Origin of the sequence: Streptomyces sp. NPDC001502, from assembly GCF_042894785.1 — a bacterium.
Lineage (GTDB): Bacteria > Actinomycetota > Actinomycetes > Streptomycetales > Streptomycetaceae > Streptomyces > Streptomyces kutzneri.
In genome coordinates this window covers 115,771-142,731 of the sequence record NZ_JBIAVW010000022.1, presented here as the reverse complement: position 1 = coordinate 142,731, position 26,961 = coordinate 115,771, and the positions used below count along the sequence as shown (strand labels likewise).

The following is a 26,961-nucleotide window of genomic DNA, read 5'->3' as shown; positions in this document are numbered from 1 at the left end:
ACTTGGGACGCGATGAGTGCGCCCACCACGCTGGATGTCATCACATCACCGCGTGGCAGGGGGTTCTCGCATGCCTGGGGCCGGCACGTTTCGTGATGACTTCGGGGCGTCCGTGGTCGTCGCGCTGGTCGCTCTACCCCTGTGCGTCGGGGTGGCGGTCGCCTCCGGAGTGCCGGCCGAGCTGGGGATCGTCACCGGGGTGGTCGGCGGGCTCGTCACCGGGTGGTTCCGCGGGAGCTCCCTCCAGGTGAGCGGGCCCGCGGCCGGACTCACCGTGCTCGTCTACGAGGCGGTGCAGGCCTACGGTCTGCCCGCGCTCGGGGTGCTGGTGCTGGCCGCCGGGGTGGTGCAGCTGGGCATGGGGATGCTGCGGCTCGGACGGTGGTTCCGGGCGATCTCCGTCGCCGTCGTGCACGGGATGCTGGCCGGGATCGGGCTGGTGCTGATCTCCGGGCAGCTGTACGCCCTGGGCGGTGTGGAGGCCCCGGGGCAGACCCTGGCGAAGCTGCGCGGGGTGCACGAGCTCGGGGCGCAGGCCGACTTGGCCGCCGTGCTGCTCGGGGTCGGGACGATCGCCGCCATGGTCGCCTGGCGCCGGGTGCCCGCCCGGCTGCGGATCGTGCCGGGGGCGCTCGTCGGAGTGGCCGCCGCCACCGCCGCGGCCGTCCTGCTGCGGCTGCCCGTCGAGAAGGTACGGGTGACGGGTGTGCTGGAGGCCGTGTCTCCGCCCGACTGGGGCGACTTCGGGGTCCTGGCCTCGGTCGGCGCCGCCGGGACCGTGGTCGCGCTGGCGCTGATCGCCTCCGCCGAGACGCTGTTCAGCGCTGCGGCCGTGGACCGCATGCACGACGGGCCGAGGACGGAGTACGACAAGGAACTCATCGCCCAGGGCGTGGGCAACAGCGTGTGCGGGCTGCTCGGCGCGCTGCCGATGACCGCGGTCATCGTGCGCAGCGCCGCCAATGTGGAGGCCGGGGCGCGGACCCGCGCGGCCAGGGTGCTGCACGGTGGCTGGCTGCTGCTCTTCGCCGTGGCGTTCCCCCGGCTTCTGGAGAGTGTGCCGCTGGCAGCGCTGGCCGGGGTGCTGCTGCACGCGGGCTGGAAGCTGCTGCCGGCCAGGGCGGTGGCCGCGTTGTGGCGGACGCACCGGGGCGAGGCGGTGGTACTGGTGGTCACGGCCTCGGCGATCGTGGTCACCAATCTCTTCGAGGGGGTGCTGATCGGGCTGGGGCTCGCCGTCGCCAAGGCGGCCTGGGAGACCTCCCACGTGCACATCGAGGAGGTGTGGGAGGACGAGGAGCTGTGCGTGCAGGTCCTGGGGAACGCCAGCTTCCTGCGGCTTCCCAAGCTGCTCGACGCCCTGGACGCGCTGCCGCACGGGCATCCGGTGCGGCTGGATCTGAGCGGGCTGCGCCACCTGGACCACGCCTGTCTGACCGCTCTGGAGGGCTGGGAGCGCACGCGGGCGCCACTGCCCGGCCGGGAGGGCGTCATCTAGCGGGGTTACCCTCCGCCCGTGGAACACCAGTTGAAGCGCACCCTGGGGGTGTCCGACGCCGTCGTCGTCGGACTCGGCGCGATGGTGGGCGCCGGTATCTTCGCCGCCCTGGCTCCCGCGGCGCAGGCGGCGGGAGGCGCACTGCTCGCCGCTCTGGGCGTGGCGGGTCTCGTGGCCTACTGCAACGCGCACTCCTCGGCGCGGCTGGCCGCCCGGTACCCGGCCTCCGGCGGCACGTACGTCTACGGGCGCGAGCGGCTCGGGCCCTTCTGGGGATATCTGGCCGGCTGGGGATTCGTGATCGGCAAGACCGCGTCCTGCGCGGCCATGGCCCTCACGGTGGGGGCGTACCTGTGGCCCGGGCGGCAGCATGCCGTGGCCGTCGCGGCGGTGGTGGCGCTGACCGCCGCGAGCTACGGCGGTGTGCAGAAGTCGGCCCGCATCGCGCGGCTGATCGTGGCGGCGGTGCTGGCGGTGCTGGCCGGGGTGGTCGTGGTGTGCCTGTCTTCCGGGGCGGCCGACCCGGGGCGGCTGGGCGGATCCGGCCGGGGTGTCTTCGGGCTGTTGCAGGGTGCGGGTCTGCTGTTCTTCGCCTTCGCGGGCTACGCCCGGATCACCACCCTGGGTGAGGAGGTGCGCGACCCGCAGCGGACGATCCCGCGGGCGGTGCCGATCGCGCTGGGGATCGCGCTGCTGGTGTACGCCGCGGTGGCGGTGGCGGCGCTGTCGGTGCTCGGCGCGGAGGGGCTGGCGCAGTCGCCGGCCCCGCTGGCCGACGCGGTGCGGGCGGCCGGGCGGCCCGGACTGGCCCCGGTGGTCCGGGTGGGCGCGGCTCTGGCCGCGCTGGGCTCGTTGCTGGCCCTCGTGCTCGGGGTTTCGCGGACCGTCCTGGCGATGGCCCGGGACGGCCATCTGCCGCGCGCGCTGGCGGCCGTACATCCCCGGCATCAGGTGCCGCACCATGCGGAGCTGGCAGTGGGTGCGGTCGTGGCGGTGCTGGCGGCCACCGCCGATCTGCGGGGCGCGATCGGTTTCTCCTCCTTCGGAGTGCTCGCCTACTACGCGATCGCGAACGCCTCCGCCTGGACTCTCGATTCAGCTGTCAAGGATCGTGCCGTGGCAGTGGCCGGGCTGTCCGGCTGTGTGGTGCTGGCGTGTGCGCTGCCCCTGTCGTCGGTGATCTGGGGGGCGGCGGTGCTGGCGGTGGGCGTACTGGTCTACGGGGTGCGGGCGCGGCTCAGATCCGGGATCTGAATCCGTCCCAGGGTGTCGGCTCCAGGTCGTACTCCTCTCCCGCCGGCGACTCGTCGCAGTACCAGGCGGTGCCGTCGAGCCAGCCGCGCAGCCAGCCGGCCAGGCTCGGGGAGTCGATGTACCAGGCGAGCTCGGGCTTCCCCGGATTCGGGTCGAACAGCAGGACCTGGGCGGTGTCGGACCGGCAGTCCACGCAGACGTCCATTCCGCAGCCGAAGTCGGCCATGGGCAGTACGCCTTCGGGCCAGCGCCACCCGGAAGACCGTTGTTCCCCGTACGCGAGGACGGCCTGACGCAGCGGCAGCAGCCCCTGACCGGGGCCGAATCCGCCGTCGCCTACGCGCGTGTAGAGCGAGGCGAGCAGGGGCGGCAGGGCGAAGCCGAGTATGCCTTCGGCGCGGGTGACCTCCCCTGTGCCCAGCGGCCCCGGCAGGGTCCTTCCGTGCCGCTCGTACCTGCGTGCGGAGTTGCGCACGCGGTCCGTGACTTGCTCCAGCAACTGCTCGGTCTCGTTCATGCCTTCATGGTGACGCACCCCACCGACAGCCGCCCGGGCCTGTGGACAACTCCGCCCGCAGGCCGATCCGGTCGGCTTGCGGGCGGGGTGCGTATCGGCGTCCACGACGCCGGCGGCCGTGTCAGCGCGAGGCGAACGGCGCGTCCGTCGGGACGATCTCGCGGCCCAGCGGGAGCAGGGAGAGCGGGACCATCTTGAAGTTGGCGATGCCGAACGGGATGCCGATGATCGTGACGCAGAGGGCGATGCCCGTGACGATGTGGCCGAGGGCCAGCCACCAGCCCGCCAGGACCAGCCACAGGACGTTGCCGATGCAGGACGGGGCGCCCGCGTCGCGGCGCTCGACCGTGGTGTAGCCGAAGGGCCAGAGGGCGTAGACGGCGATGCGGAAGGCGGCGATGCCGAACGGGATACCGATGATGGTGATGCAGAGCAGCACGCCCGCCAGGAGGTAGCCCAGGAACAGCCAGATGCCGCTGAGGATGAGCCAAATGATGTTGAGGATTGTCTTCATTGGCGGCGGCCTGCCATCTGTTCGAGCCGGGCGATGCGCTCGGCCATCGGAGGGTGTGTGGAGAACATCTTAGAAAGGCCCGCGCCCGGACGGAACGGGTTGGCGATCATCATGTGGCTCGCCGCCTCCAGCCGGGGTTCCGGGGGCAGCGGGAGCTGTTTGGTGCCCGCGTCGAGCTTGCGCAGGGCGCTGGCCAGGGCGAGCGGGTCCCCGGTGAGCTGGGCGCCCGAGGCGTCGGCCTCGTACTCGCGCGAGCGGCTGATGGCGAGCTGGATCACGGAGGCGGCCAGGGGGCCCAGGATCATGATCAGCAGCATGCCGAGGAGACCGGGGCCCTCCTCGTCGTTCGACCGGCCGATCGGGATCAGCCAGGCGAAGTTGACCAGGAACATGATCACCGAGGCGAGGGCGCCGGCCACCGAGGAGATCAGGATGTCGCGGTTGTAGACGTGGCTGAGCTCGTGGCCGATGACCCCGCGCAACTCGCGCTCGTCGAGGATGCGCAGGATGCCCTCGGTGCAGCAGACCGCGGCGTTGCGCGGGTTGCGGCCGGTGGCGAACGCGTTGGGGGCCTCGGTGGGTGAGATGTACAGGCGTGGCATGGGCTGGCGCGCGGACGTGGAGAGCTCGCGCACCATGCGGTAGAGCTGAGGAGCCTCGAACTCGCTCACGGGGCGGGCGCGCATCGCGCGTAGAGCCAGCTTGTCGCTGTTCCAGTACGCGTAGGCGTTCGTCCCGAGGGCGACGAGGACGGCGATGATCAGGCCGCCCCGTCCGAAGAAGCTTCCGATGAGGATGATGAGTGCGGACAGCCCGCCGAGGAGTACGGCGGTCTTCAGCCCGTTGTGCCGGCGGTGCACGGTACGCCCTCCAAGTGGTGCGGCAGGGGAGCCCGTCATTGATTTGAGGGTCTACGGTCCAGTGGACCCTCCCTTCCTGGTCAACGCGAGGTGAGGGCGTCAGGTTCCCAGGGCGTGGCAGGGCGGCCGCCCGCCGCCGCCCCTTCCCGGGGGACGGCGGGGCCGCGGCGGGCGTTGCTCCGTACGGGTTACACGCGCCGGTTACTGCGCGAAGAGGCTGCCCGAGGTGACGCGCAGGATGAGTTCCGGGGCGCCTGAGACGACGACCGCCGTGATCGCGGTGACGACGATGGCCGCCGCCACCGGCCAGGGGGCGCGCGTACGGGTCTGCGCGCCCTCGGGGGTGCGGAAGAGCAGGGCAGTCCAGCGCAGGTAGTAGTACAAGGCGATGACGACGTTGATCGCCATGACCACGGCCAGCCAGCCCAGGCCCGCGTCGACCGCGGACCGGAAGACGGTGACCTTGGCGAAGAGCCCGATGATGCCGGGGGGCAGGCCCGCCAGGCAGAGCAGGAAGAAGCCCAGGGAGAGGGCGGCCAGCGGGCGCTCGGCGTAGAGCCCGCGGTAGTCGCTGATCCGGTGGAGCGGCTTGGTCCGGGCGACGAGGGCGGCCACGGCGAAGGCGCCGAGGTTCACGGCGGCGTACATGAGGGCGTAGGCGACGGTGGAGCCGATCTGGTCGCGCCCGGAGTAGGCGGCCGCTGCGATCGGGACCAGCAGGTATCCGGCCTGGCCGACCGAGGACCATGCGAGCAGCCGTACGGCACTGTTCGGGCGGTCCGGGGACTGCCGCAGGGCGGCGGCGTTGCCCAGGGTCATGGTGAGCGCGGCGAGGACGGCCAGGGCCGGGCCCCAGATGTCGGAGTACGCCGGGAAGGCGATCACCGTGACGAGGATGAGGCCGGTGAAACCGACGGCCTTGCCGATCACCGAGAGGTAGCCGGCGATGGGCAGAGGGGCACCGACGTACGTGTCGGGGACCCAGAAGTGGAAGGGGACGGCCGCGGTCTTGAAGGCGAAGCCGACGAGGGTGAGCGCGACGCCGGCCATGGCGAGCGTGTCGAGCTGCCCGGGGACGTCTTCGAGGCGGCCGGCGACCTGGGTGAGGTGCAGGGAGCCGGTGGCGGCGTAGACGAAGCTGACGCCCATCAGCGACACGGCGGTGGCGGTGACGGAGGACAGGAAGAACTTCAGGGCGGCCTCTGAGGAGAGCCGGTCGCCGCGGCGCATGCCGACGAGGGCGAAGGCGGGCAGCGAGGCGACTTCGAGCGCGACGATCAGGGTCGCGAGATCACGGGAGGCGGGCAGCAGGGCCGCGCCGGCGGCGGAGGAGAGCAGCAGGAACCAGTACTCACCGGCCGGCATGCGGGTGTCGCGGACGGCGGTGACCGACACCAGGGCGGTGACCAGGGCGCCGGCCAGCACCAGGAACTGGATGACGAGCGTGAAGTGGTCGGCGACGTAGCTGCAGGCGGCCGGGTCGCCGGTGAGGCAGAAGGTGGCGCGGTCACCGGCGCGCAGGGGCAGCAGGGTGGCGGTCGCGGCGGCGAGGCCGGCGACCGAGATCCAGCCGAGGACCGGCTTGTGCCGCTCGGCGAGGAACAGGTCGGCGACGAGGACGACCAGGCCGACGGCGGCGGTGATCACCACGGGTGCGATGGCGAGCCAGTCGACGGACTGGACCAGGCTCGGGGCCTCGGCGGAGAGGACCGTCAGGGCCGTCATGGCCGTCATGAATTGCCTCCTGCGAGGAGCTTCTGGACGGCCGGGTCGGTGAGGCCGAGGAGGACTGCGGGCCACAGGCCGGCGAGGACGGTGAGGGCGACGAGCGGGGTCCAGGCGGCGAACTCGTAGCGCTGGACGTCCGCGACGGCGAGCTCGGGACCGGCTTTCGGGTCTCCCATGCAGACGCGCCGTACGACGATCAGCAGGTAGGCGGCGGTGAGCAGGGTGCCGAACGCGCCGACGGCCACGTACGTGAGGAACGCGGGGCGGGAGAGGCCCTCGGCGGGGTCGAAGGCGCCGAAGAGGGCCAGCATCTCGCCCCAGAAGCCGGCCAGGCCCGGCAGGCCCAGGGAGGCGACGGCGGCGAAGGCGAGGAGCGCGCCGAAGCGGGGGGCGCGGCCGTAGAGGGCGGCGCCGGTGGCTCCGGCGAGGGTGTCGAGGTCGGCGGTGCCGTAGCGGTCCTTGAGGGCGCCGACCAGGAAGAAGAGGAGACCGGTGATCAGGCCGTGGGCGATGTTGGCGAAGAGCGCGCCGTTGACACCGGTGGGGGTCATGCTCGCGATGCCGAGGAGGACGAAGCCCATGTGGCCGACGGAGGAGTAGGCGATGAGGCGCTTGAGGTCGCCCTTGCTCCCCTTGCGGGCCAGCGCGAGGCAGGCGAGCGATCCGTAGACGATGCCGACGGCGGCGAAGGCGCCCAGGTAGGGGGCGAAGGTGGCCATGCCGTCGGGGGTGATGGGGAGCAGGATGCGGACGAACCCGTACGTGCCCATCTTGAGCAGGACGCCGGCCAGCAGGACGGATCCGACGGTGGGCGCGGCGGTGTGGGCGTCCGGCAGCCAGCTGTGCAGGGGCCACATCGGGGTCTTCACCGCGAGGCCGATGCCGATGGCGAGAACGGCCAGGAGCTGGGTGGTGTGGGACAGTTCGCGGCCATTGTCAGAGGCCAGTGTCACCATGTCGAAAGTGCCGCTGTTCAGTCCGATCAGGAGCAGACCGAGCAGCATGACGACGGATCCGAGGAGCGTGTAGAGGATGAACTTCCAGGCGGCGGCCTGCCGCTGAGCACCGCCCCAGCGGGCGATGAGGAAGTACATCGGGATGAGGACCATCTCGAAGGCGAGGAAGAAGAGCAGCAGGTCGAGGACGGCGAAGGTCGCGAGGGTGCCGGACTCCAGGACGAGGAGCAGCGCGACGAAGGCCTTCGGGGAGGGGCCTGCGGGGAGCTTGAAGTAGCTGTAGAGCGCGCAGAGGAAGAACAGCAGCGCGGTCATCAGGAGGAGGGGGAGCGAGATGCCGTCGACACCGAGGTGGATCCGGACGTTCAGCGCCTGGATCCAGCTGATGTCCGTCGTCGCCTGGATGCGGGACGGGGCGTCGTGGTCGAAGCCCAGGGTGAGGGCGATGGCCGCGGCGAGGATCACGCCGGTCACGGTCACGCCGTGGCGGAGCACGGCCTGTTCGGGGCTCTTGCCCTTGAGGCCGGGCGGGGCCGGCAGGAGCGCCGCGGCGGAGCCGAGGAGCGGTGCGGCCACGATGAACGCCAGAAGGAACTGCATCACGGACGGGCTGATATCAATCACGGCTGACTCACGGCTCACGATCCGGCGTTGACGTTGGCGAGGACGGCGGTGGCGATCGCCAGGACCACGGCGCCGGCGAGCAGGGCGCTCAGGTAGCTCTGCACGTTGCCGGTCTGGGCACGGCGCACGAGGCTGCCGAGCAGCTGGGTGCCGGTGCCCGCGCCGCGGACGTACGTGTCCACGACCTCGCGGTCGAGGAAGCGGACGAGGCTCGCGGCGGCCCGGACGGGCCGGACGAACAGCCGGTCGTAGACGGCGTCGAGGTGGAAGCCGACGGCCGCGTGGCGGTGCAGCGGTCCGAGGAACGCCTTTCCGGGGTCGGCGGCGGGGCCGGCCGGGACGGCGGGGTGATCGTGGGTCACCTCGGCCACCTCGGGGGCTTCCGCGGCGGATTCGGCAGCGGTGACGGAGGCGGCGGCGACGGAGGCGGCGGATTCGGCGGCGACGGCGGGCACTCCGGCTGCGGCACCATCTCCAATGCCGGCGGCGGTCGCGAGGACGGCCTTCGCCGAGGCGCGCTGCCAGAGGGCGTAGGTGAGCATCGCGCCGATGGCTGCGGCGCCCGTGCCGAGGACCGAGGTGACCAGGGTCGGGGTGAGTTCACCGCCGTCGAACCAGTCGGAGATGGGGCCGGCCGCGAGGCCGAAGCCGATCGACGGGATCGCCAGCAGCCACAGCACGCCGGTCATGGCGAGGGGCTCCTTGCCGTGGTCGGGGGCGGCGGCGCCCCGGCCGCGGAAGGCCATCAGCCACAGCCGGGTGGCGTAGGCGGCGGTGAGCAGGGCGGTCAGCAGACCGGCGACGAGCACCAGCCAGCCAGCGGCGCTGGGCGCGAACTCCGAGTGGCCGGTCGCGGTGTGCTCGGCGGCGACGAGGACGGCTTCCTTGGAGAAGAAGCCGGCGAAAGGCGGGACCGCGGCGAGCGCGAGCAGCGCGATCGTCATCGTCCAGAAGGCGTCGGGGATGCGCTTGGCCAGGCCGTCCATCCGGGACATGACGCCCAGGGAGTTCGTACCGGCGGCGTGGATGATCACGCCGGCGCCGAGGAAGAGGAGCGCCTTGAAGGCGCCGTGGGACAGGAGGTGGAACACGGCGGCGCCGCGGTCACCGACGGCCAGGGCACCGACCATGTAGCCGAGCTGACCGATCGTGGAGTAGGCGAGCACCCGCTTGATGTCGTCCTGGGCGATGGCGGCCAGGCCGGAGCCGATCATCGTGACGGCCGCCATCACGGCCATGACCACCAGCGCGGCCTGGGAGGCCGCGAAGACGGGCAGGAGGCGGGCGATGAAGTAGACACCGGCGGCGACCATCGTCGCGGCGTGGATCAGCGCCGAGACCGGCGTGGGGCCGGCCATGGCGTCGGGGAGCCAGGTGTGCAGGGGGAACTGTGCGGACTTGCCCGCGACGCCGGCGAGCAGGAGCAGCGCGATCAGTGTCGGGTGGTCGAGTCCGCCCGTGGCGACGGTGCCCAGGATCTTCGGGATCTCGAACGAACCGGCGTCGGCGGCGAGCGCGAACAGGCCGATCAGGAAGGGGACGTCGCCGAGTTTGGTGACGAGGAAGGCCTTCAGGGAGGCGGAGCGGGCCGCTTCGGTCTCCCAGTAGTGGCCGACCAGGAAGTACGAGCAGATGCCCATGATCTCCCAGCCGACCAGCAGCACCATCAGGTCGCCGGAGTAGACGACGAGCAGCATGGCGGAGGTGAACAGTGAGACGAGAGCGGCATACGACGGGTAGCGCGGGTCCTCACGGAGGTACGCCGTCGAGTAGACCTGTACGCAGGTGGCGACCACCCCGACCAGGACGGCGACCAGGGCGGCGAAGCCGTCGATGTAGAGCGAGAGGTCGATCGGCACCGAGCCGGTCGGGGTCAGCTCGGTCGCGGCACTGATCGTCTCGCCGCCGCCCTGGCGGAGGGCGACGAGTACGGCGAGTACGGCGGCGCCGAGCGTGGGCAGGATCGCGAGCGGCCGGACGAACCCGGGTGCGGTGCGGCCGAGGAGCAGTCCCGCCACCGCGCCCAGGAAGGGGAGCAGCGGGACGAGGACGGCGAGGGTCGTGGTGCTCACGCGGTGACCTCGCTCTGGTTGTTCGCGGCGGGCTCGTGGCCCTCGGCGGTGTCGCGCAGCCGGTCGACGTCGGAGGTGCCCCGGTTGCGGTACACCATCAGCACGATCGCGAGGCCGATGCCGATTTCGGCGGCGGCGATCGCGATGGTGAAGAGGGTGAGGGCCTGGCCGGCGTGCAGGGCGTCGCGCAGCCAGACGTCGAAGGCCACCAGGTTGAGGTTGACGGCGTTGAGCATCAGCTCGACGGACATCAGGACCAGGATGGCGTTGCGGCGGGCGAGTACGCCGTACAGGCCCGTGCAGAAGAGGAGCGCCGCGAGTACGGCGGGGTAGGCGAGGTGCATCAGCGCCGGCCCTTCTTCTCGCCGGGGCCGGCCTGGGTGGCGGCGTCGGCGGGGTCGGCGGGGTCGTTCCTGCGGGACAGCACGATGGCCCCGATCAGGGCTGCGAGGAGGAGGACGGAGAGCGCCTCGAACGGCAGCACCCAGTGCTGGAAGAGGATCTCGCCGGAGACCTTGGTGGAGCCCTGGACCGGTCCGTCGAGGTCGATCCAGGTGGTGCGGAAGGCGTCGACGACCACCCAGACCAGCGACACGGCCGCGACGACGGCGACGCCGAGTGCGATCCAGCGGTTGCCGGAGTCTGCGTCCGGGGAGCGGCCGATGGGGGCCTTGGTGAGCATCAGTCCGAAGAGGAGGAGGACGACCACGGAACCGAGGTAGATGAGGACCTGGACCCAGGCGATGAACTCGGCGGTCAGCAGCAGGTACTCGACGGCGATGCCGCCGAGCGCGACGACGAGCCACAGGGCGGCGTGCACCAGCTGCTTGGTGGTGACCGTGACGAGGGCCGCGCCGAGGGTGGCGAGTCCGACGAGGACGAAGGCGATCTCGATGCCGGTCGGGGACAGGAAGCCGGGCCCGGTGGTGGTGGCGGCTGCCGCTGCGGCCAGGGTGGCGGCGGGGCTCACGCGTCTCCCTCCGGGGTCGGGTCGGTCGGCGGTTCGGTCTCGGCCACCTGGGCAGCGGTTTCGGCGGCGGCGGCTGCCGCCGCGGCGGCTTCGGCCTTCTCCACCGCCTTGCGGGCAGCGGCGATCTCCTTGGGCTCCTCGGCTGCCGGGTCCAGCGCGGGCGGCGCCGGGACGGTCCACATCCACTCGCGGAGCTTGTCGCGCTCGTGGGTCAGCTCGTGGATGTCGGTCTCCGCGTACTCGAACTCCGGCGACCAGAAGAGGGCGTCGAAGGGGCACACCTCGATGCAGATCCCGCAGTACATGCAGAGGGAGAAGTCGATGGCGAAGCGGTCGAGGACGTTGCGGCTGCGCTCGCGGCCACCGGGCGTGGACGCCGGGACCGTCTCCTTGTGGGAGTCGATGTAGATGCACCAGTCGGGGCACTCACGGGCGCAGAGCATGCAGACGGTGCAGTTCTCCTCGAACAGACCGATGACCCCGCGGGAGCGGGGCGGCAGTTCGGGCTGGACCTCGGGGTACTGGGCCGTGTGCGAGCGCTTCGTCATCGTGCGCAGGGTGACGGCCAGGCCCTTGGCCAGGCCGGATCCGGGGATGGGCATTACTGGATCGCCACCTTCACGATGCCGGTGAGCGCAATCTGGGCGAGCGCGAGCGGGATGAGTGTGGTCCAGGCGAGCTTCTGGAGCTGGTCCTCGCGCAGGCGCGGGTAGCTCACGCGGAGCCAGATCACGACGAAGGCGAGGATCGCGATCTTGAGCAGGGTCCAGACCCAGCCGAGGTCGTCGCCGAAGGGACCGTGCCAGCCGCCGAGGAAGAGGACGGTGGTCAGGGCGCAGAGGACGACGATGCCGGCGTACTCGGCGAGGAGGAACAGGGCGAAGCGCAGGCCGGTGTACTCGGTGTACGCGCCGAAGATGATCTCGGAGTCGGCGACGGGCATGTCGAAGGGGGGCCGCTGCAGTTCGGCGAGGCCGGCGACGAAGAAGACGAGTGCGCCGACGATCTGCCAGGGCAGCCACCACCACTCGAAGGCCTCGACGATCCCGGGGAGGGAGACCGTACCGGCCGCCATGGCGACGGAGGCGGCGGCGAGCAGCATCGGGAGCTCGTAGGCGAGCAGCTGGGCGGCGGTGCGCAGGCCGCCGAGCAGGGAGAACTTGTTCGCGGAGGCCCAGCCGGCCATCAGGGAGCCGAGGACTCCGACACCCATGACGGCGAGCGCGAAGAACAGGCCCGCGTCGATGACCTGGCCGACGGCGCCCTCGCCCGGCCCGATGGGGATGGCCAGGAGGACGAGGAGGTACGGCAGCAGGGCGACGGCGGGGGCGAGCTGGAAGATCCGCCGGTCGGCGTTGGCCGGGACGATGTCTTCCTTCTGCGCGAACTTCACACCGTCGGCGACGAGCTGGGCCCAGCCGTGGAAGCCGCCGGCGTACATGGGGCCGAGGCGGCCCTGCATGTGGGCCATCACCTTGTGCTCGGTCTGCCCGACGACGAGCGGGAGCACGAGGAAGACGGCGAAGACGACGATCAGCCGCAGGGCGACGTCGAGGACGTCGTTCACGCGTCGCCTCCGTTGTCGGGGTCGGTGGTGGGGTCGGTGGTGGGGCGGGTCCCGTCGCCCGCGGCGGGCCCGGTTTTCGGGTCGGCCTTGGGCCCGGTTTTCGGGTCGGCCTTCGGTTCGGCCTTGGGGTCCGGCTCGGGTCCGGCCCCCGGCTCCGCCTTCGGAGCCGGCCCGGGAGCCGGTTCTTCGAAGGCGGGCTTCGGGTCGTGCCACGGGGCGTCCGAGCTGCGCGGTGCCGGGCGGCGGGGCGCAGCCGCGGCCTCCCCTGCCTCCGGGGCGGCGCCCGCGGCGGCTTCGTCCGGGGCCGGGGCCGGGGCCGGAGCCGGGGCCGGGGCCGGGGCCGGGGTCGGAGCCGGCGTCTGGCTCACCGAGCCGTCGGCGACCGAGCGGGTGCGGCGCGGCGGGCGGGGGGCGGTTTCCGCAGTCGCCTCGGTGGTCGCGTCCGCCGGGGCCGACTGGCTCGCCGAGCCCTCCGATACCGAGCGGGTGCGGCGCGGCGGGCGGGGGGTGGTTTCCGCAGTCGCCTCGGTGGCCGCGTCCGCCGGGGGCTGGGTGGCCGAGCCCTCGGTGACCGAGCGGGTGCGGCGGACCGGGGCGCCTTCGCGCGGGGTGCGCGCGGCGGCGCCCGCCGCGCCGGCCGCACGCGGGGTGCGGGCCGGACGGGACGGGGCCGGCGGGAGCTGGCCCTTCATCGGGCCCCATTCGTTGGGGTCCGGTACGCCCGGCGGAAGCATCTGGCGGCGCTTGGGCGCGTCCGGGTCGTGCGCCTCGCCGGGCTCCTTGGCTCCGGGCCAGGCCTTGGCGACGCGCGCGGCCAGGACGAAGTCCTTGCGCAGCGGGTGGCCCTCGAAGTTCTCCGGCAGGAGCAGGGGCACGAGGTGCGGGTGGTCGGTGAAGGTGACCCCGAACATCTCGAACGTCTCGCGCTCGTGCCATTCCGCCCCCGCGTAGACGGCGACCGCGGACGGCAGGGAGGCGGCGCTGTGCGGGACGGTCGTGCGCAGCAGCAGCCGGCGCACCCGGTGGTTCTCCAGCGACACGACGTGCGCGCAGATCCGGAAGCCGGTGCCGGGCTCGTCCACCGCGCTCAGCCAGTCGAAGTACGTGCAGCCCAGCTTGTCCCGGGCGATTTCGAGGGCGGAGATCCAGCTGCCGACGGGCACGTCCACCGTGAGGACGTCGTACGAGAACTCGGCGAGGGCCTCGGCCCCGAAGACCGTCGGCGCCGCGTCGGGAAGGGAGTCGTAGAGGTTCACGTGCCGGCCCCCTTCGCGGGTGCCGGCGGGGGCGTGACCAGGCCGCTCGTCAGCTGGGACACGGACGGCCCGGCCGCGTAGCGCTCGGCCAGCGACTCGCGGGCGATCTTCTCCTGGAGCTTGAGGATGCCCTGGAGGAGGGCTTCGGGGCGCGGCGGGCAGCCCGGCACGTAGACGTCGACCGGGATGATCTGGTCGACGCCCTTCGTCACCGAGTACGAGTCCCAGTAGGGGCCGCCGCAGTTGGAGCAGGCGCCGAAGGAGATGACGTACTTCGGCTCCGGCATCTGCTCGTAGAGCCGCTTCACCGCGGGGGCCATCTTGTCCGTGACCGTGCCCGAGACGATCATCAGGTCGGCCTGGCGCGGCCCCGGCGCGAAGGGGATCACACCGAGCCGGATGAAGTCGTGCCGGGCCATGGACGCGGCGATGAACTCGATCGCGCAGCAGGCCAGGCCGAAGTTGAAGACCCACAGGCTGTACCGGCGGCCCCAGTTCAGGACCACCTTCATGGGTTCCGGGGCGAGACGGGAGAGGACTCCCAGGCGCTTGGGCTCCGGGAGCAGCTCTGGCTGAGGTGTCACGTCCATTCGAGGACGCCCTTCTTGTACGCATAGAGCAGGCCGACGGCCAGGAAGCCCAGGAAGATGAACATCTCGACCAGGGTCGTGGCGCCGTAACCGGCGGCGGCGAACACCGTCGCCCACGGGAACAGGAAGATCGAGTCGACGGCGAAGATGACGTAGAGGAACGCGTAGACGTAGTAGCGGACCTGGGTGTGCGCCCAGCCCTCGCCGACCGGGTCCACACCGCATTCGTAGGTCAGCAGCTTCTCGGGGGTCGGGACGACGGGCCGCAGCAGGCGGCCCGCGCCGAAGGCGACGGCCACGAAAAGCACACCGAGGGCGGCCAGGAGACCGACGACCGAATAACTCCGGAAGTAGTCCGCCGCGAGCACGGTTACGGTCGATACCGTTGGTTCAGGCACGTCCGTTCCTCGCTCCTCGGTCACTGTCGACGATCTGGTACGGACGGGAGTCTAGGGCCTGCCTCACACGGGGTGGGGTTATCCCCCGTTCACAGCACCCCGGCCACCCCATGGCATCAGCGGGTCGCACTTGACAGGGTGTGGCGCATGACCCTGAGCCATGCCGTACCCGACAACGATCGACCTCCCCCCGTACGCGCCGTCTTCAGCGCCGTGACGTGGAAGGAGATCGCCTATCTGGTGAGCAACCTGCCGTTGGCGATCGTCGGTTTTGTTTACGCGGTTGTCATGGTTTCCACGGCCGGCGGTCTTTCCGTCACCGCGGTCGGAATTCCCCTGCTCGCGTGCGGTCTGTATCTGTCTCGGCAATTGGGACGGCTGGACCGGGCACGCGCCCGCGGGCTGCTGGGCGTACGGGTGGACGAGCCGACCCCGATCCCCGGTCCGAAGCGGTCCGGCGGATTCTTCCCCTGGCTGTGGACGAGCATCAAGGACCCGGTCGGCTGGCGGACGGTGCTGTACCAGCTGATCCGGTTGCCGTGGGGAGTACTCACCTTCACGGTAGCGCTGACCGGCCTGTTCGTGCTGTGGCCGGTGCTGCCGTACCTGGTGCGGCTGATGGCGAACGTGGACCGGGCGATGGTACGGGGGCTGCTGTCGCCGTCCGACGACCTGGAGCGGCGGATCGCGGAGCTGGAATCCGACCGGGGAGTCGTGGTCGACACGGCGGCGGCGGACCTGCGGCGCATCGAACGGGACCTGCACGACGGGGCGCAGGCCCGGCTGGTGGCGCTGGCGATGGGGCTGGGCCTGGCGAAGGAGAAGTTGCTGGAGGACCCGGAGGGCGCGGCGGCGATGGTCGACGAGGCGCACGGGGAGGTGAAGCTGGCCCTCCAGGAGCTGCGGGACCTCGCACGGGGGATCCACCCGGCGGTGCTGACGGACCGGGGACTGGATGCGGCGCTGTCGTCGGTGGCGGCGCGGTGCGTGGTGCCGGTGAAGGTGGCGGTGGATCTGCCGGCGGATCTGCCGGGGGATCTGCCGGGGGCGACGCGGTCGGGGGCGCGGTCGGGGGCGCGGCCGGCGGAGGCGATCGAGGGGATCGCGTACTTCGTGGTGTCCGAGCTGCTGCAGAACGTGAGCAAGCACGCGGGGCCGGGGGCGCGGGGCGCGACGGTGGAGGTGTGGCGGGCGGGGGCGAGGCTGATGATCCGGGTGTCGGACGACGGGCGGGGCGGGGCGAGTCCCTCCGGGGGGAGTGGGCTGGCGGGGCTCGCGGAGCGGTTGGGCGCGGTGGATGGGGTGCTGGTGGTGGACTCGCCCGCGGGGGTGGGGACCGTGGTCACGGCCGAGCTGCCGTGGCGGGACCGGGGGTAGGCCCCCGGGCCCCTGGGGCCCCTGTTGTTGCTGGTGAGCGGGACTCCCGTCCGGGGTGGGCGGGGGTCCCGTTCGTTCGTTGCGCTGCGGCGCCGCTTCCCAGGGCTCCGCCGTGCGCCTCGCCGGCGGGGCTGCGGGATGGACCGGGTCCCGTACGGATTCCGCTGCGGCGCCGCTTCCCAGGGCTCCGCCCCGGACCCCGCGCCTCAAACGCCGGCGGGGCTGGATGTGGCGGCGGCCGCCCCGAAGGCACCTGCGGGGGGCGGGTCGCCTCAAACGCCGGCGGGGCTGGAATTGGCGGCGCCGGCTCGGATACCTGCGGGGGGCCTCAAATGTCGGCGGGGCTGGAATTGGCGTCGGCTCGGGTGGCCGCGGGGGTGAGGGGGTGGGGTTAACCCCCCGGTGGAGATGCCGACCCGCTGCATGGTTGTGGGGGGTCGGGGGGCGGCAGGGTGGGGGTGTAGCGGAGGACCGGAAGGGTGGGTCGGGATCATGGGCAACGGCAGAGGCACGGGCGGCGGGATCGGCGCGGTGTTGCGGGCTCCGGTCGAGGGACGGACCTGGCGGGAGTTCGGGTACCTGCTGATCGGGCTGCCGCTGAGCACGCTGTACTTCTCGCTCGCCATCACCGGCGTGAGCCTCGGCGCCGGACTGCTCGTCACCTTCCTCGGCGTTCCGGTCCTCGCCGGCGTGCTCGCCATGTGCCGCGGCTTCGGGCACGTGGAGCGGGCCCGGGTGCGCGCGCTGCTCGGGACGGAGATCGCCGCCCCCGCACCGATCCGGGCGAAGAAGGCCGGGCCGCTCGCCGCCATGGGTGCGCTGCTCAAGAGCGGGAGCGCCTGGCGCCACGCGCTGTACTCGGTCGTCCACTTCCCGTGGGCGGTGTTCTCCTTCTGCCTGTCCCTGGTGCTCTGGGCGTGCGGGTGGGCGTATCTGCTGTACCCGCTCTGGTTCTGGGTCTTCCCGGCCTACACCGACCAGCCCGGTCTGCAGCTCTTCCAGAACGACGGCTACACCTTCTACCTCGACTCACCGGTCATGATCGTCCTCACCAGCCTCGTCGGGCTGGCGATCACCCTCGCCACCCCGTGGGTGATCCGCGCCCTGACCACCGTCGACCGGGTCATGGTCGGCGGGCTGCTCGGGGCGTCCAGCCTGGCCACCCGCGTCAGCGAGCTGGAGTCCGACCGCGGGGTGGTCGTGGACACCGCCGCAGCCGACCTGCGGCGCATCGAGCGGGACCTGCACGACGGGGCGCAGGCCCGGCTGGTGGCGCTGGCGATGGATCTGGGGCTGGCGAAGGAGAAGCTGACCGAGGATCCACAGGCCGCCGCCCGGATGGTGGACGAGGCACACGGTGAGGTGAAGATCGCCCTCCAGGAGCTGCGCGACCTGGCCCGCGGGATCCACCCGGCCGTGCTGACCGACCGGGGGCTGGACGCGGCGCTGTCCTCGGTGGCCTCGCGCTGCGCGGTGCCGGTACGGGTGGCCGTGGATCTGCCGGCCCGGCCCGCCGCGGCGATCGAGGGGATCGCGTACTTCACGGTCTCGGAGCTGCTGCAGAACGTCAGCAAGCACGCGCTGGCCCGGTCGGCCTCGGTGGACGTGTGGAAGTCGGGGGAGCGGCTGCTGATCCAGGTCGCCGACGACGGCCGGGGCGGGGCCGGACCGCGGAAGGGGACGGGGCTGGCGGGGCTGACCGAGCGGCTGGACGCCGTGGACGGGGTGCTGGTCGTCGACTCCCCCGCCGGGGGCGGGACGACGGTCACCGCCGAGCTGCCCTGGCGCCCGTAGGGGGCCCGGCGGCCTGACGGAGCTGCCGACGGAGGGGCCGACGGAGCTGTCGACGGAGGGGCCGGGCCGGATGGTCCGGCCCTTCGCAACTCCCGGCGCGCGCGGTGCCCGTTTGCGGTATGCGACTTCCAGTACTCGAAAACTCCCCCCGTACGACGACGTGTTGTCGCGGCTCTGCCTTCACCGGGACTCAAGGCTGGGATGCTTGGCTGAGTCAGGTAGTGCGTGAACGAGTGGACGCGGGAGCTGCTGAGTCGTGGAAGACAGGGTGCGGGTGGTCATCGCCGAGGATTCAGTGCTGCTGCGTGAGGGCCTGACCCGGTTGCTGACCGACCGGGGGCATGACGTCGTGGCGGGCGTCGGGGACGCAGAGGCCCTGATCAAGACGGTGGCGGACCTGGCGGCCGAGGGGGCGCTGCCGGATGTGGTGGTGGCGGACGTGCGGATGCCGCCGACCCACACGGACGAGGGTGTGCGGGCGGCCGTGCGGCTGCGCCGCGACCACCCCGGGATAGGCGTGCTCGTGCTGTCCCAGTACGTGGAGGAGCAGTACGCCACCGAGCTGCTGGCCGGTTCCAGCACCGGGGTGGGGTATCTGCTCAAGGACCGGGTGGCCGAGGTCCGGGAGTTCCTGGACGCGGTGGTGCGGGTGGCCCGGGGCGGTACGGCCCTGGACCCCGAGGTCGTCGCCCAGCTGCTCGGCCGCAGCCGGAAGCAGGACGTACTGGCGGGCCTGACCCCGCGCGAGCGCGAGGTGCTCGGGCTGATGGCCGAGGGCCGGACCAATTCCGCCGTGGCGAAGCAGCTGGTCGTGAGCGACGGAGCGGTGGAAAAGCACGTCAGCAACATCTTCATGAAGCTGGGCCTTTCGCCGAGTGACGGGGATCACCGGCGAGTACTGGCCGTTCTCACCTATCTGAAATCTTGATCGACTGACACTCTGTCAGATATGGCATACCGGCAGGGCCGTCTCAAGGGGCGGTCCTACGGTCCAGAATGTGGCCGCTCCTGGGGGCCTTGATCCCTACCGACGTAGGGTGGGTCCCGGGGGGTCACGCCTCGAAGGAGGTCCAGTTCAGTGACCAGCCAGGTCAGCAGCCCAGCCGAGCAGGCCGACGGGGCCGGGGGTGCGGTTGTCGGTGGACAGCGCGCCCCGGAGAGTCCGGGCGGCAAGGAAGTGCGCCGCCTCGATCGTGTGATCATCCGATTCGCGGGTGACTCCGGTGACGGTATGCAGCTCACCGGTGACCGCTTCACCTCGGAAACGGCGTCCTTCGGGAACGACCTGTCGACGCTGCCGAACTTCCCCGCCGAGATCCGCGCCCCCGCCGGAACCCTCCCGGGCGTCTCCTCCTTCCAGCTCCACTTCGCCGACCACGACATCCTCACGCCGGGCGACGCCCCGAACGTGCTGGTGGCGATGAACCCGGCGGCCCTGAAGGCGAACATCGAGGACCTGCCGCGCGGCGCGGAGATCATCATCAACACGGATGAGTTCACCAAGCGCCCCATGGCCAAGGTCGGCTACGCCACCTCACCGCTGGAGGACGGCTCCCTCGACGCCTACAGCCTGCACCTGGTGCCGCTCACCACCCTGACGGTCGAGGCGCTGAAGAAATTCGGCCTCTCCCGCAAGGAGGCCGAGCGCAGCAAGAACATGTTCGCGCTGGGCCTGCTGTCGTGGATGTACCACCGGCCCACCGAGGGCACCGAGACATTCCTGCGGCAGAAGTTCGCGAAGAAGCCCGAGATCGCCGAGGCGAACGTCGTCGCCTTCCGGGCCGGCTGGAACTTCGGGGAGACGACCGAGGACTTCGCGGTCTCCTACGAGGTCGCCCCGGCCACCCGCGCCTTCCCCACCGGCACCTACCGCAACATCTCCGGGAACCTGGCGCTCTCCTACGGCCTCGTCGCCGCGAGCCAGCAGGCCGATCTGCCCCTCTACCTGGGCTCCTACCCGATCACCCCGGCCTCGGACATCCTGCACGAGCTGTCGAAGCACAAGAACTTCGGCGTGCGGACCTTCCAGGCCGAGGACGAGATCGCCGGGATCGGCGCGGCGCTCGGCGCGGCCTTCGGCGGCGCGCTCGGGGTGACCACCACCTCCGGGCCCGGTGTGGCGCTCAAGTCGGAGGCGATCGGCCTCGCGGTGTCGCTGGAGCTTCCGCTGCTGATCGTGGACATCCAGCGCGGCGGCCCCTCCACCGGACTGCCGACCAAGACGGAGCAGGCGGACCTCCTCCAGGCCATGTTCGGCCGCAACGGCGAGGCCCCCGTGCCGATCGTGGCGCCGCGAACCCCCGCGGACTGCTTCGACGCCGCGCTCGACGCGGCCCGGATCGCGCTCACCTACCGGACCCCGGTCTTCCTGCTCTCCGACGGCTACCTCGCCAACGGATCCGAGCCCTGGCGGATCCCGGAGGTCGCCGACCTGCCCGACCTGAAGGTCAAGTTCGCCACCGGTGCGAACCACACCCTGTCCGACGGCACCGAGGTGTTCTGGCCGTACAAACGGGACCCGGAGACCCTCGCCCGGCCCTGGGCCATCCCCGGCACCCCCGGTCTCGAACACCGCATCGGCGGTATCGAGAAGCAGGACGGCACCGGCAACATCTCCTACGACCCGGCCAACCACGACCTCATGGTCCGCACCCGCCAGGCCAAGGTGGACGGCATCCAGGTGCCCGACCTCGACGTCGACGACCCGGACGGCGCCACCACCCTCGTCCTGGGCTGGGGTTCCACCTACGGCCCCATCACGGCGGCCGTCCGCCGGCTGCGCAACGCCGGACTCCCCATCGCCCAGGCCCACCTGCGCCACCTCAATCCCTTCCCCAGGAATCTCGGCGAGGTCCTGGAGCGTTACGAGAAGGTAGTGGTGCCGGAGATGAACCTCGGGCAGCTCGCCACCCTGATCCGGGCGAAATACCTGGTCGACGCCCAGTCGTACAACCAGGTCAACGGAATGCCGTTCAAGGCGGAGCAGCTCGCCACGGTTCTCAAGGAGGCCATCGATGACTGAGGTGACCGAAGGGGCGCGGACGCTGCTCTCGCTGGTACCGAAGGCCGAGAGCAAGCAGTCGATGAAGGACTTCAAGTCGGACCAGGAGGTCCGCTGGTGCCCCGGTTGCGGTGACTATGCCGTGCTGGCCGCGGTTCAGGGCTTCATGCCCGAACTGGGCCTCGCGAAGGAGAACATCGTCTTCGTCTCGGGCATCGGCTGCTCCTCCCGCTTCCCGTACTACATGAACACGTACGGGATGCACTCGATCCACGGCCGCGCCCCGGCCATCGCCACCGGCCTCGCCACCTCCCGCCGCGACCTGTCCGTCTGGGTGGTCACGGGCGACGGCGACGCGCTGTCCATCGGCGGCAACCACCTCATCCACGCCCTGCGCCGCAACGTCAACCTGAAGATCCTGCTCTTCAACAACCGGATCTACGGGCTGACCAAGGGCCAGTACTCCCCCACCTCCGAGGTCGGCAAGATCACCAAGTCGACGCCGATGGGCTCGCTGGACGCGCCCTTCAACCCGGTGTCGCTGGCGATCGGAGCCGAAGCCTCCTTCGTCGCCCGGACCGTCGACTCCGACCGCAAGCACCTCACCGAGGTGCTGCGCCAGGCGGCCGACCACCAGGGCACGGCGCTCGTGGAGATCTACCAGAACTGCAACATCTTCAACGACGGCGCCTTCGAGGTCCTCAAGGACAAGGACCAGGCCCTGGAAGCCGTGATCCGGCTGGAGGACGGGCAGCCGATCCGCTTCGGCGCGGACGACGCGAAGGGCGTCGTACGCAATCCGGCCACCGGGGACCTGGAGGTCGTCGAGGTCACCGCGGCCAACGAGGCGCGGATCCTGGTGCACGACGCGAAGAACGCCAGCGCCACCACCGCGTTCGCGCTGTCGCGTCTCGCCGACCCCGACACCCTGCACCACACCCCGATCGGGGTGTTCCGCAGTGCGGAGCGGCCCGTCTACGACACCCTCATGGCCGACCAGCTCGACGCGGCCATCGACCGCAGCGGCAAGGGCGACCTCGGGGCGCTGCTGACCGGCAACGACACCTGGACCGTCGTCGGGTAGCGCGTACCCGCCCGCACGCGAACGGAGCCCGGATCCTGCCCCAGGATCCGGGCTCCGTCGCGTCCGGCGCCGCCCGGCGCCGCCCGGGACCTCGCGGGACCCGAAAGATGTCATGAGTATCTCCCGATTACGGGCATGACATCTGAGCCGTACGGCGATACCGTCGTGAAGTTGGCTGGAAGTCGTACAGGAGGCCCCGTGAAGGCAGAGAACGAGCAGCGCACGGGTTTGCTCTACGGATTCGGCGCATACGGGATGTGGGGGCTGGTCCCCCTCTTCTGGCCGCTCCTCAAGCCCTCCGGGGCGATCGAGATCCTCGCCCACCGCATGGTGTGGTCCCTGGCCGTGGTCGGTCTGGCGCTGCTCGCGCTGCGCCGCTGGGGCTGGATACGGGAGCTGCTCCGCCAGCCCCGCAAGCTCGGCCTGACCGCGCTGGCCGCCACGGTGATCAGCGTGAACTGGGGTCTGTACATCTGGTCCGTCAACAACGAGCACGTCGTCGAGGCGAGCCTCGGCTACTTCATCAACCCCCTGGTCAGCATCGCCATCGGCGTGCTGCTGCTCGGTGAGCGGCTGCGCCGGGCGCAGTGGGTGGCGGTCGGCCTCAGCTTCGTCGCCGTGCTGGTGCTCGCCATCGGCTACGGGCGGCCGCCGTGGATCTCGCTGGTCCTCGCCTTCTCCTTCGCCACATACGGGCTGATCAAGAAGAAGCTCAACATGGGCGGCCTGGAGTCGCTGGCCGCCGAGACGGCCGTGCTGTTCCTGCCCGCCCTGGGATACGTCCTGTGGCTCGGCGCGCAGGGCCGGTCCACCTTCGCCTCGCACGGCCTCACCCACTCGCTCCTGCTGGCCGCGACCGGGCTGGTCACGGCGATCCCGCTGGTGTTCTTCGGGATGGCCGCGATCCGGGTCCCGCTGTCCACCCTCGGGCTGCTCCAGTACATGGCCCCGGTCTTCCAGTTCGGGCTTGGCGTCCTGTACTTCCACGAGGCCATGCCGCCCGAGCGCTGGGCGGGCTTCTCCCTGGTGTGGGCCGCGCTCGTGATCCTCACCTGGGACGCGCTGCGTACGGCGCGGCGGTCCCGGGTCAGGCTGGAGGCGGCGGCGCCGGCCGTCCTGGCGACGCCGGCCCGCGAGCCCGCGTAACGCCGCCCGGGAGGCAGGCGGCACGGCGCCCCGCGGGGCTCGCTCAGGCAAACCCTTCACACCCTCGATCCCCGGTACGGGCCACCCGTACCGGGGATCGTCCGTTTTCCGAACTGCCCTGACCGAATTGTGGTCTTGACGGGCAGTCATACTCTCGCTGAACATCAGGCTCGCACTGACGCACTAACGCTCACCTGCTCTATCGCCACTCGTTCCGTCATATCCCCGCGGAATCCCGGAGCCCCCACATGAGCCTGTCCGTCTCCCGGCGCCTCGCTGCCGTGACCGCGTTCGCGGTCGCCGGCCTGTTCGCCTCCGCCGCCCCCGCCGCACTCGCCGCCCCCACGGCGGTCGCCGCGGCGCCGACACCGCCCGACATACCGCTGGCCAACGTCAAGGCCCACCTGTCGCAGCTCTCGACCATCGCCGCCAACAACGGCGGCAACCGCGCCCACGGCAGGGCCGGCTACAAGGCCTCGATCGACTACGTGAAGGGCAAGCTCGACGCGGCCGGCTTCACGACGACCCTGCAGACCTTCACCTCCAGCGGCGCCACCGGCTACAACCTGATCGCCGACTGGCCGGGCGGCGACCCGAACTCCGTCCTGATGGCCGGTTCGCACCTGGACTCGGTGACCGCCGGCGCGGGCATCAACGACAACGGCTCCGGCAGTGCGGCCGTCCTGGAAACGGCCCTCGCCGTCTCCCGGGCCGGTCTGCAGCCCACCAAACACCTGCGCTTCGGCTGGTGGGGCGCGGAGGAGCTGGGCCTGATCGGCTCGAAGTACTACGTCAACAACCTGCCGGCGGCCGAGAAGGCGAAGATCTCCGGCTACCTGAACTTCGACATGATCGGCTCGCCGAACCCGGGCTACTTCGTCTACGACGACGACCCGACGATCGAGCAGACCTTCAAGAACTACTACGCCGGCCTCGGCATCCCGACCGAGATCGAGACCGAGGGCGACGGCCGCTCCGACCACGCCCCCTTCAAGAACGCGGGCGTCCCCGTCGGCGGCCTGTTCTCCGGCGCCGACTACACCAAGACGGCGGCGCAGGCACAGAAGTGGGGCGGCACCTCCGGTCAGGCCTTCGACCGCTGCTACCACTCCTCGTGCGACAGCCTGACGAACATCAACGACACCGCCCTGGACCGCAACTCCGACGCCGTCGCCTACGCGATCTGGACGCTCGGGGCGGCCACCCCGGTCCCGCCGGGCCAGTCCTTCGAGAACACGGCGGACGTGAACATCCCGGACTCCCCCGCGGCGGCGGTGTCCTCGCCGATCACGGTCTCCGGTGTGACGGGCAACGCGCCCGCGACCACCAAGGTCGACGTGAACATCGTCCACACCTACCGCGGTGACCTGGTGGTCGACCTGGTCGCCCCCGACGGCACCGTCTACAACCTGCACAACCGCAGTGGCGGCAGCGCCGACAACCTCGTCCAGACGTACACCGTCAATGCCTCCAGCGAGGTGGCCAACGGTGTCTGGAACCTCCGGGTCAAGGACTCGGCCGCGCAGGACGTCGGCTACATCAACAGCTGGAAGATCACCTTCTAGGCCTTCCGCCCCGCTGGTCCGGTTCCCGGCTCAGGCGTCCTCGGCACGAGCCTGCGAGGACGCCTGGAGCGGGCCCTGGATGCGGGCACGCAGCTCCTCGGCCACGGCCGCGATGTCCGCGCGGCCCAGCTTGGCCGCCTCCACCAGGTCGCCGAGCTCCTCGGGCGAGGGCAGCTGCTTCGCCCCGGCCACCCGCAGGTACGAGCGGGTGGCCGCGGCCGCGTAGAACTCGTTCATCGGGGATTCCAGCGCGGGGCACACCGCGAGGGTGTGCAAAAACGCGGCGGCCCGCCACGCGGTGTCCGGGGCGGGCTGTTCGGGCACGAGGACGAGGTCGTTCTGGTGCCGGGCGACCGCGGCGGCCACCCCTGAGGGATCCCACACGGCGGGATCGGACGGGAGATGGTGGGCCAGAGCCGTCCAGGCCCACTCCATGGTGATCTTCAATTGCCGAACCGCTGCTGGAAGTAGCCCCAGTGGTCGGCGAACTCCTCTATGCCGGAGAGGAAGTTCTTCCGGTCCTCGTCGAGTTCGCGCTCCGTGACCTCGGTGATCAGCGCGGTGACCGTCGTCCCCAGCGCCGCCGCACGTGCCTTCAGACGTTCGTGGAACTCTTCGTCCAGGCGGATGGTGACGTGTCTCGACATGTCCAACACCGTACAGCGGGTGTGCTGTACGCGGAGCGGGAACGACGCAAGGGTGGGCAGGGACACAGTCCCGGCCCACCCTCGCGGCTGTCCGTCCCGGTGCCGGCTACTTGTTGGCGTCGGCCGCCTTGACCAGCGTGTCCTTGGTGACCGCGCCGACGTAGACCTTGCCGTCGTCCGTGATCAGGGCGTTGACCAGGCGGGTCGACAGGACCCGGCCCTCACCGAACTTCCCGGTGACCTTGTCCCCGAGGGAGTCGAGGAACTGCTTGGCCTCCTTCGGGGTGTTCTTGTCGTTCTCCAGGTCCTTCAGGTTCCGGTTCATGCCCGAGTCGATCCGGGCGATGGTCGACCAGCCCTCGCCGAGCACCTTCACGTCGCCCTTGTCGCCCGCGCCGCCGGTCAGACCACCGAGGCCCGGGAAGGACTCCAGCGCCTTCCAGTGGTCGTCCGCGCCGCCCTTGCCCGCGCCGTCCACGCCCTCGGTCAGCTTGGCGCCCTTGGGCGCGGTGAAGGAGAAGGTGTCCGCGGCCGGCTTGGCGAAGTCGACCTTGGTGAAGCCCGCGTCCACGATCGGCTTGCCGCCCTGGGCGGACAGCAGCTGCACCCGCAGCGGCACGCCGTTCTTGGCGTCCACCGCGATCTGGACCGAGCCGACCGTGGAGCCGGTCTGCTTGGGCTTCAGCACCAGCTGGTAGGCGTCCCGCCCGGCCACCTGCGCGGTGTCGCCCACACTGACGTCCGTGGTGGGGCCGGCGGCCTTCAGGATCTCCTCGGCCAGGTTCTGCGGGGAGGCGGCCAGGCGGTCGCCGGTCTTGTGCTCCTTGCCGCCGTCCTTGCCCTTGCCCTTGCCCTGGCCGGCCTCGGCGTTCTTCTCGTGGAAGACCTCGTTCGACTTGGAGTCGTAGCCCCACACGTCGTCGCCGTTGTGGATGAGGCTGTACTCGTCCTTGCCGTCGAGGAAGGTCAGCCGCTGGCGGTCCGGGCCGTCGGCCGCGACGCGCAGGGTGTGGCTGCCGTTCGCCAGCTGGGCGACCTTGTCCTCCGGGTTGGCGGAGCCGCCCGCGATGCCGCCGCCGCCGAGCAGCCCGCTCGCGATCTTCGGCAGCCCCAGGTCGGTGGTGATCCGGGCCGTGCCGGACAGCTGCTGCACGTCCGAGGCCGCGACCTTCTCGATGAGCTGCTGCGCCGTCACCTTCGGCAGGTCGGGCCCGCCGGCGTTGGCGAAGGCCGGGACCATCGCAACGGTCGCCGCGGCCACGCCCGCCACCGCTACCGGTACGGCGTACCGGGCGGCCTTGCGGGAAGTCTTGGTGTTCGGTGCCATGTCAGTGCCCTGCCCTCTGTGTCGACTGCGGTGACCACCGTGTCGCCGCGCTCACCCGATCTGGTGGGGTTTGATGACTCCATCTGACCAAATCGGCGGGCCCGGGGCGTCAGTCCCCGGACGCAACTCGGCGTACGCCCGTGGGATGACATGGAAAGGGCCCTCCTGCCCCGACCCGTAGGGGTCGCAAGGACGGAAGGGCCCGTTCCGCACGCA

The 26,961-nt window shown here is 71.2% G+C and carries 25 protein-coding genes; 9 read left to right on the top strand and 16 right to left on the bottom strand.

Annotated features, from left to right (window positions below):
• The first annotated feature begins 70 nt into the window (after positions 1–70).
• A complete protein-coding gene (locus ACFY0D_RS31655) occupies positions 71–1,498 on the top strand; it encodes a SulP family inorganic anion transporter (RefSeq protein WP_390801393.1) in 1,428 nt (475 codons plus the stop codon).
• An 18-nt stretch (positions 1,499–1,516) separates the two neighbouring features.
• Positions 1,517–2,752, top strand: coding sequence for an APC family permease (locus ACFY0D_RS31650; RefSeq protein ID WP_390801392.1), 1,236 nt, complete (start codon positions 1,517–1,519; stop codon positions 2,750–2,752).
• On the opposite strand, the gene ACFY0D_RS31645 is transcribed toward ACFY0D_RS31650, so the two are convergent.
• From ACFY0D_RS31645 to ACFY0D_RS31585, 13 genes are all read right to left on the bottom strand, one after another.
• On the bottom strand, positions 2,736–3,269 hold the full coding sequence (locus tag ACFY0D_RS31645) for an SMI1/KNR4 family protein (RefSeq protein ID WP_390801391.1): 534 nt from the start codon (positions 3,267–3,269) through the stop codon (positions 2,736–2,738). The genes ACFY0D_RS31650 and ACFY0D_RS31645 overlap by 17 nt on opposite strands.
• A gap of 121 nt (positions 3,270–3,390) precedes the next feature.
• On the bottom strand, positions 3,391–3,783 hold the full coding sequence (locus ACFY0D_RS31640) for a YccF domain-containing protein (protein WP_390801390.1): 393 nt from the start codon (positions 3,781–3,783) through the stop codon (positions 3,391–3,393).
• The gene (htpX, locus tag ACFY0D_RS31635) at positions 3,780–4,643 is read right to left on the bottom strand and encodes a zinc metalloprotease HtpX (RefSeq protein ID WP_390801406.1); all 864 of its coding nucleotides are present in this window, start codon (positions 4,641–4,643) and stop codon (positions 3,780–3,782) included. Before htpX ends, ACFY0D_RS31640 begins: the two co-directional genes overlap by 4 nt.
• Before the next feature lie 201 nt (positions 4,644–4,844).
• On the bottom strand, positions 4,845–6,377 hold the full coding sequence (locus ACFY0D_RS31630; RefSeq protein WP_390801389.1) for an NADH-quinone oxidoreductase subunit N: 1,533 nt from the start codon (positions 6,375–6,377) through the stop codon (positions 4,845–4,847).
• Positions 6,374–7,927 (bottom strand): NuoM family protein, encoded by a 1,554-nt coding sequence (locus tag ACFY0D_RS31625; protein ID WP_390801388.1) that lies wholly within the window; start codon positions 7,925–7,927, stop codon positions 6,374–6,376. Before ACFY0D_RS31625 ends, ACFY0D_RS31630 begins: the two co-directional genes overlap by 4 nt.
• A 38-nt stretch (positions 7,928–7,965) precedes the next feature.
• The gene (locus ACFY0D_RS31620; RefSeq protein WP_390801387.1) at positions 7,966–10,023 is read right to left on the bottom strand and encodes an NADH-quinone oxidoreductase subunit L; all 2,058 of its coding nucleotides are present in this window, start codon (positions 10,021–10,023) and stop codon (positions 7,966–7,968) included.
• Positions 10,020–10,367 carry an NADH-quinone oxidoreductase subunit NuoK gene (nuoK, locus tag ACFY0D_RS31615; RefSeq protein WP_030726044.1) on the bottom strand — a complete coding sequence of 116 codons (348 nt, stop codon included), beginning with the start codon at positions 10,365–10,367 and terminating at the stop codon, positions 10,020–10,022. The genes ACFY0D_RS31620 and nuoK overlap by 4 nt, the downstream gene beginning before the upstream one ends.
• Positions 10,367–10,993 carry an NADH-quinone oxidoreductase subunit J gene (locus ACFY0D_RS31610; protein WP_390801386.1) on the bottom strand — a complete coding sequence of 209 codons (627 nt, stop codon included), beginning with the start codon at positions 10,991–10,993 and terminating at the stop codon, positions 10,367–10,369. The genes nuoK and ACFY0D_RS31610 overlap by 1 nt, the downstream gene beginning before the upstream one ends.
• On the bottom strand, positions 10,990–11,595 hold the full coding sequence (locus tag ACFY0D_RS31605; RefSeq protein ID WP_390801385.1) for a NuoI/complex I 23 kDa subunit family protein: 606 nt from the start codon (positions 11,593–11,595) through the stop codon (positions 10,990–10,992). The genes ACFY0D_RS31610 and ACFY0D_RS31605 overlap by 4 nt, the downstream gene beginning before the upstream one ends.
• Positions 11,595–12,560 carry a complex I subunit 1 family protein gene (locus ACFY0D_RS31600; RefSeq protein WP_351162461.1) on the bottom strand — a complete coding sequence of 322 codons (966 nt, stop codon included), beginning with the start codon at positions 12,558–12,560 and terminating at the stop codon, positions 11,595–11,597. Before ACFY0D_RS31600 ends, ACFY0D_RS31605 begins: the two co-directional genes overlap by 1 nt.
• Entirely contained in the window at positions 12,557–13,816 is a 1,260-nt protein-coding gene (locus ACFY0D_RS31595; protein ID WP_390801384.1) for an NADH-quinone oxidoreductase subunit C, read from the bottom strand. The genes ACFY0D_RS31600 and ACFY0D_RS31595 overlap by 4 nt, the downstream gene beginning before the upstream one ends.
• A complete protein-coding gene (locus ACFY0D_RS31590; protein WP_390801383.1) occupies positions 13,813–14,406 on the bottom strand; it encodes an NADH-quinone oxidoreductase subunit B in 594 nt (197 codons plus the stop codon). The genes ACFY0D_RS31595 and ACFY0D_RS31590 overlap by 4 nt, the downstream gene beginning before the upstream one ends.
• Positions 14,397–14,804: an NADH-quinone oxidoreductase subunit A gene (locus ACFY0D_RS31585; RefSeq protein ID WP_030012240.1), complete on the bottom strand. Its 408-nt coding sequence runs from the start codon at positions 14,802–14,804 to the stop codon at positions 14,397–14,399. Before ACFY0D_RS31585 ends, ACFY0D_RS31590 begins: the two co-directional genes overlap by 10 nt.
• 147 nt (positions 14,805–14,951) lie before the next feature.
• Between ACFY0D_RS31585 and ACFY0D_RS31580 the strand changes: the two genes are divergently transcribed.
• From ACFY0D_RS31580 to ACFY0D_RS31550, 7 genes are all read left to right on the top strand, one after another.
• Positions 14,952–16,181, top strand: coding sequence for a sensor histidine kinase (locus ACFY0D_RS31580; RefSeq protein ID WP_390801382.1), 1,230 nt, complete (start codon positions 14,952–14,954; stop codon positions 16,179–16,181).
• 492 nt (positions 16,182–16,673) lie between these two features.
• Positions 16,674–17,975, top strand: a complete 1,302-nt coding sequence (locus tag ACFY0D_RS31575; protein ID WP_390801381.1) for a sensor histidine kinase — start codon at positions 16,674–16,676, stop codon at positions 17,973–17,975.
• 268 nt (positions 17,976–18,243) lie between these two features.
• Entirely contained in the window at positions 18,244–18,903 is a 660-nt protein-coding gene (locus tag ACFY0D_RS31570; protein ID WP_150262025.1) for a response regulator transcription factor, read from the top strand.
• 150 nt (positions 18,904–19,053) lie between these two features.
• Positions 19,054–20,997 carry a 2-oxoacid:acceptor oxidoreductase subunit alpha gene (locus ACFY0D_RS31565; RefSeq protein ID WP_390801380.1) on the top strand — a complete coding sequence of 648 codons (1,944 nt, stop codon included), beginning with the start codon at positions 19,054–19,056 and terminating at the stop codon, positions 20,995–20,997.
• Entirely contained in the window at positions 20,990–22,060 is a 1,071-nt protein-coding gene (locus ACFY0D_RS31560) for a 2-oxoacid:ferredoxin oxidoreductase subunit beta (protein ID WP_390801379.1), read from the top strand. Before ACFY0D_RS31565 ends, ACFY0D_RS31560 begins: the two co-directional genes overlap by 8 nt.
• Before the next feature lie 198 nt (positions 22,061–22,258).
• Positions 22,259–23,206, top strand: coding sequence for an EamA family transporter RarD (gene rarD / locus ACFY0D_RS31555; RefSeq protein WP_390801378.1), 948 nt, complete (start codon positions 22,259–22,261; stop codon positions 23,204–23,206).
• 248 nt (positions 23,207–23,454) lie between these two features.
• Positions 23,455–24,771, top strand: coding sequence for a M28 family metallopeptidase (locus tag ACFY0D_RS31550; protein WP_390801377.1), 1,317 nt, complete (start codon positions 23,455–23,457; stop codon positions 24,769–24,771).
• Between the two features lie 30 nt (positions 24,772–24,801).
• On the opposite strand, the gene ACFY0D_RS31545 is transcribed toward ACFY0D_RS31550, so the two are convergent.
• The 3 genes from ACFY0D_RS31545 to ACFY0D_RS31535 form a co-directional block, all read right to left on the bottom strand.
• The gene (locus ACFY0D_RS31545; RefSeq protein ID WP_301367997.1) at positions 24,802–25,218 is read right to left on the bottom strand and encodes a hypothetical protein; all 417 of its coding nucleotides are present in this window, start codon (positions 25,216–25,218) and stop codon (positions 24,802–24,804) included.
• Positions 25,215–25,418: a ribbon-helix-helix domain-containing protein gene (locus ACFY0D_RS31540; RefSeq protein WP_223835884.1), complete on the bottom strand. Its 204-nt coding sequence runs from the start codon at positions 25,416–25,418 to the stop codon at positions 25,215–25,217. Before ACFY0D_RS31540 ends, ACFY0D_RS31545 begins: the two co-directional genes overlap by 4 nt.
• A 106-nt stretch (positions 25,419–25,524) precedes the next feature.
• The gene (locus ACFY0D_RS31535; RefSeq protein ID WP_390801376.1) at positions 25,525–26,745 is read right to left on the bottom strand and encodes an outer membrane lipoprotein carrier protein LolA; all 1,221 of its coding nucleotides are present in this window, start codon (positions 26,743–26,745) and stop codon (positions 25,525–25,527) included.
• Positions 26,746–26,961 lie beyond the last annotated feature (216 nt).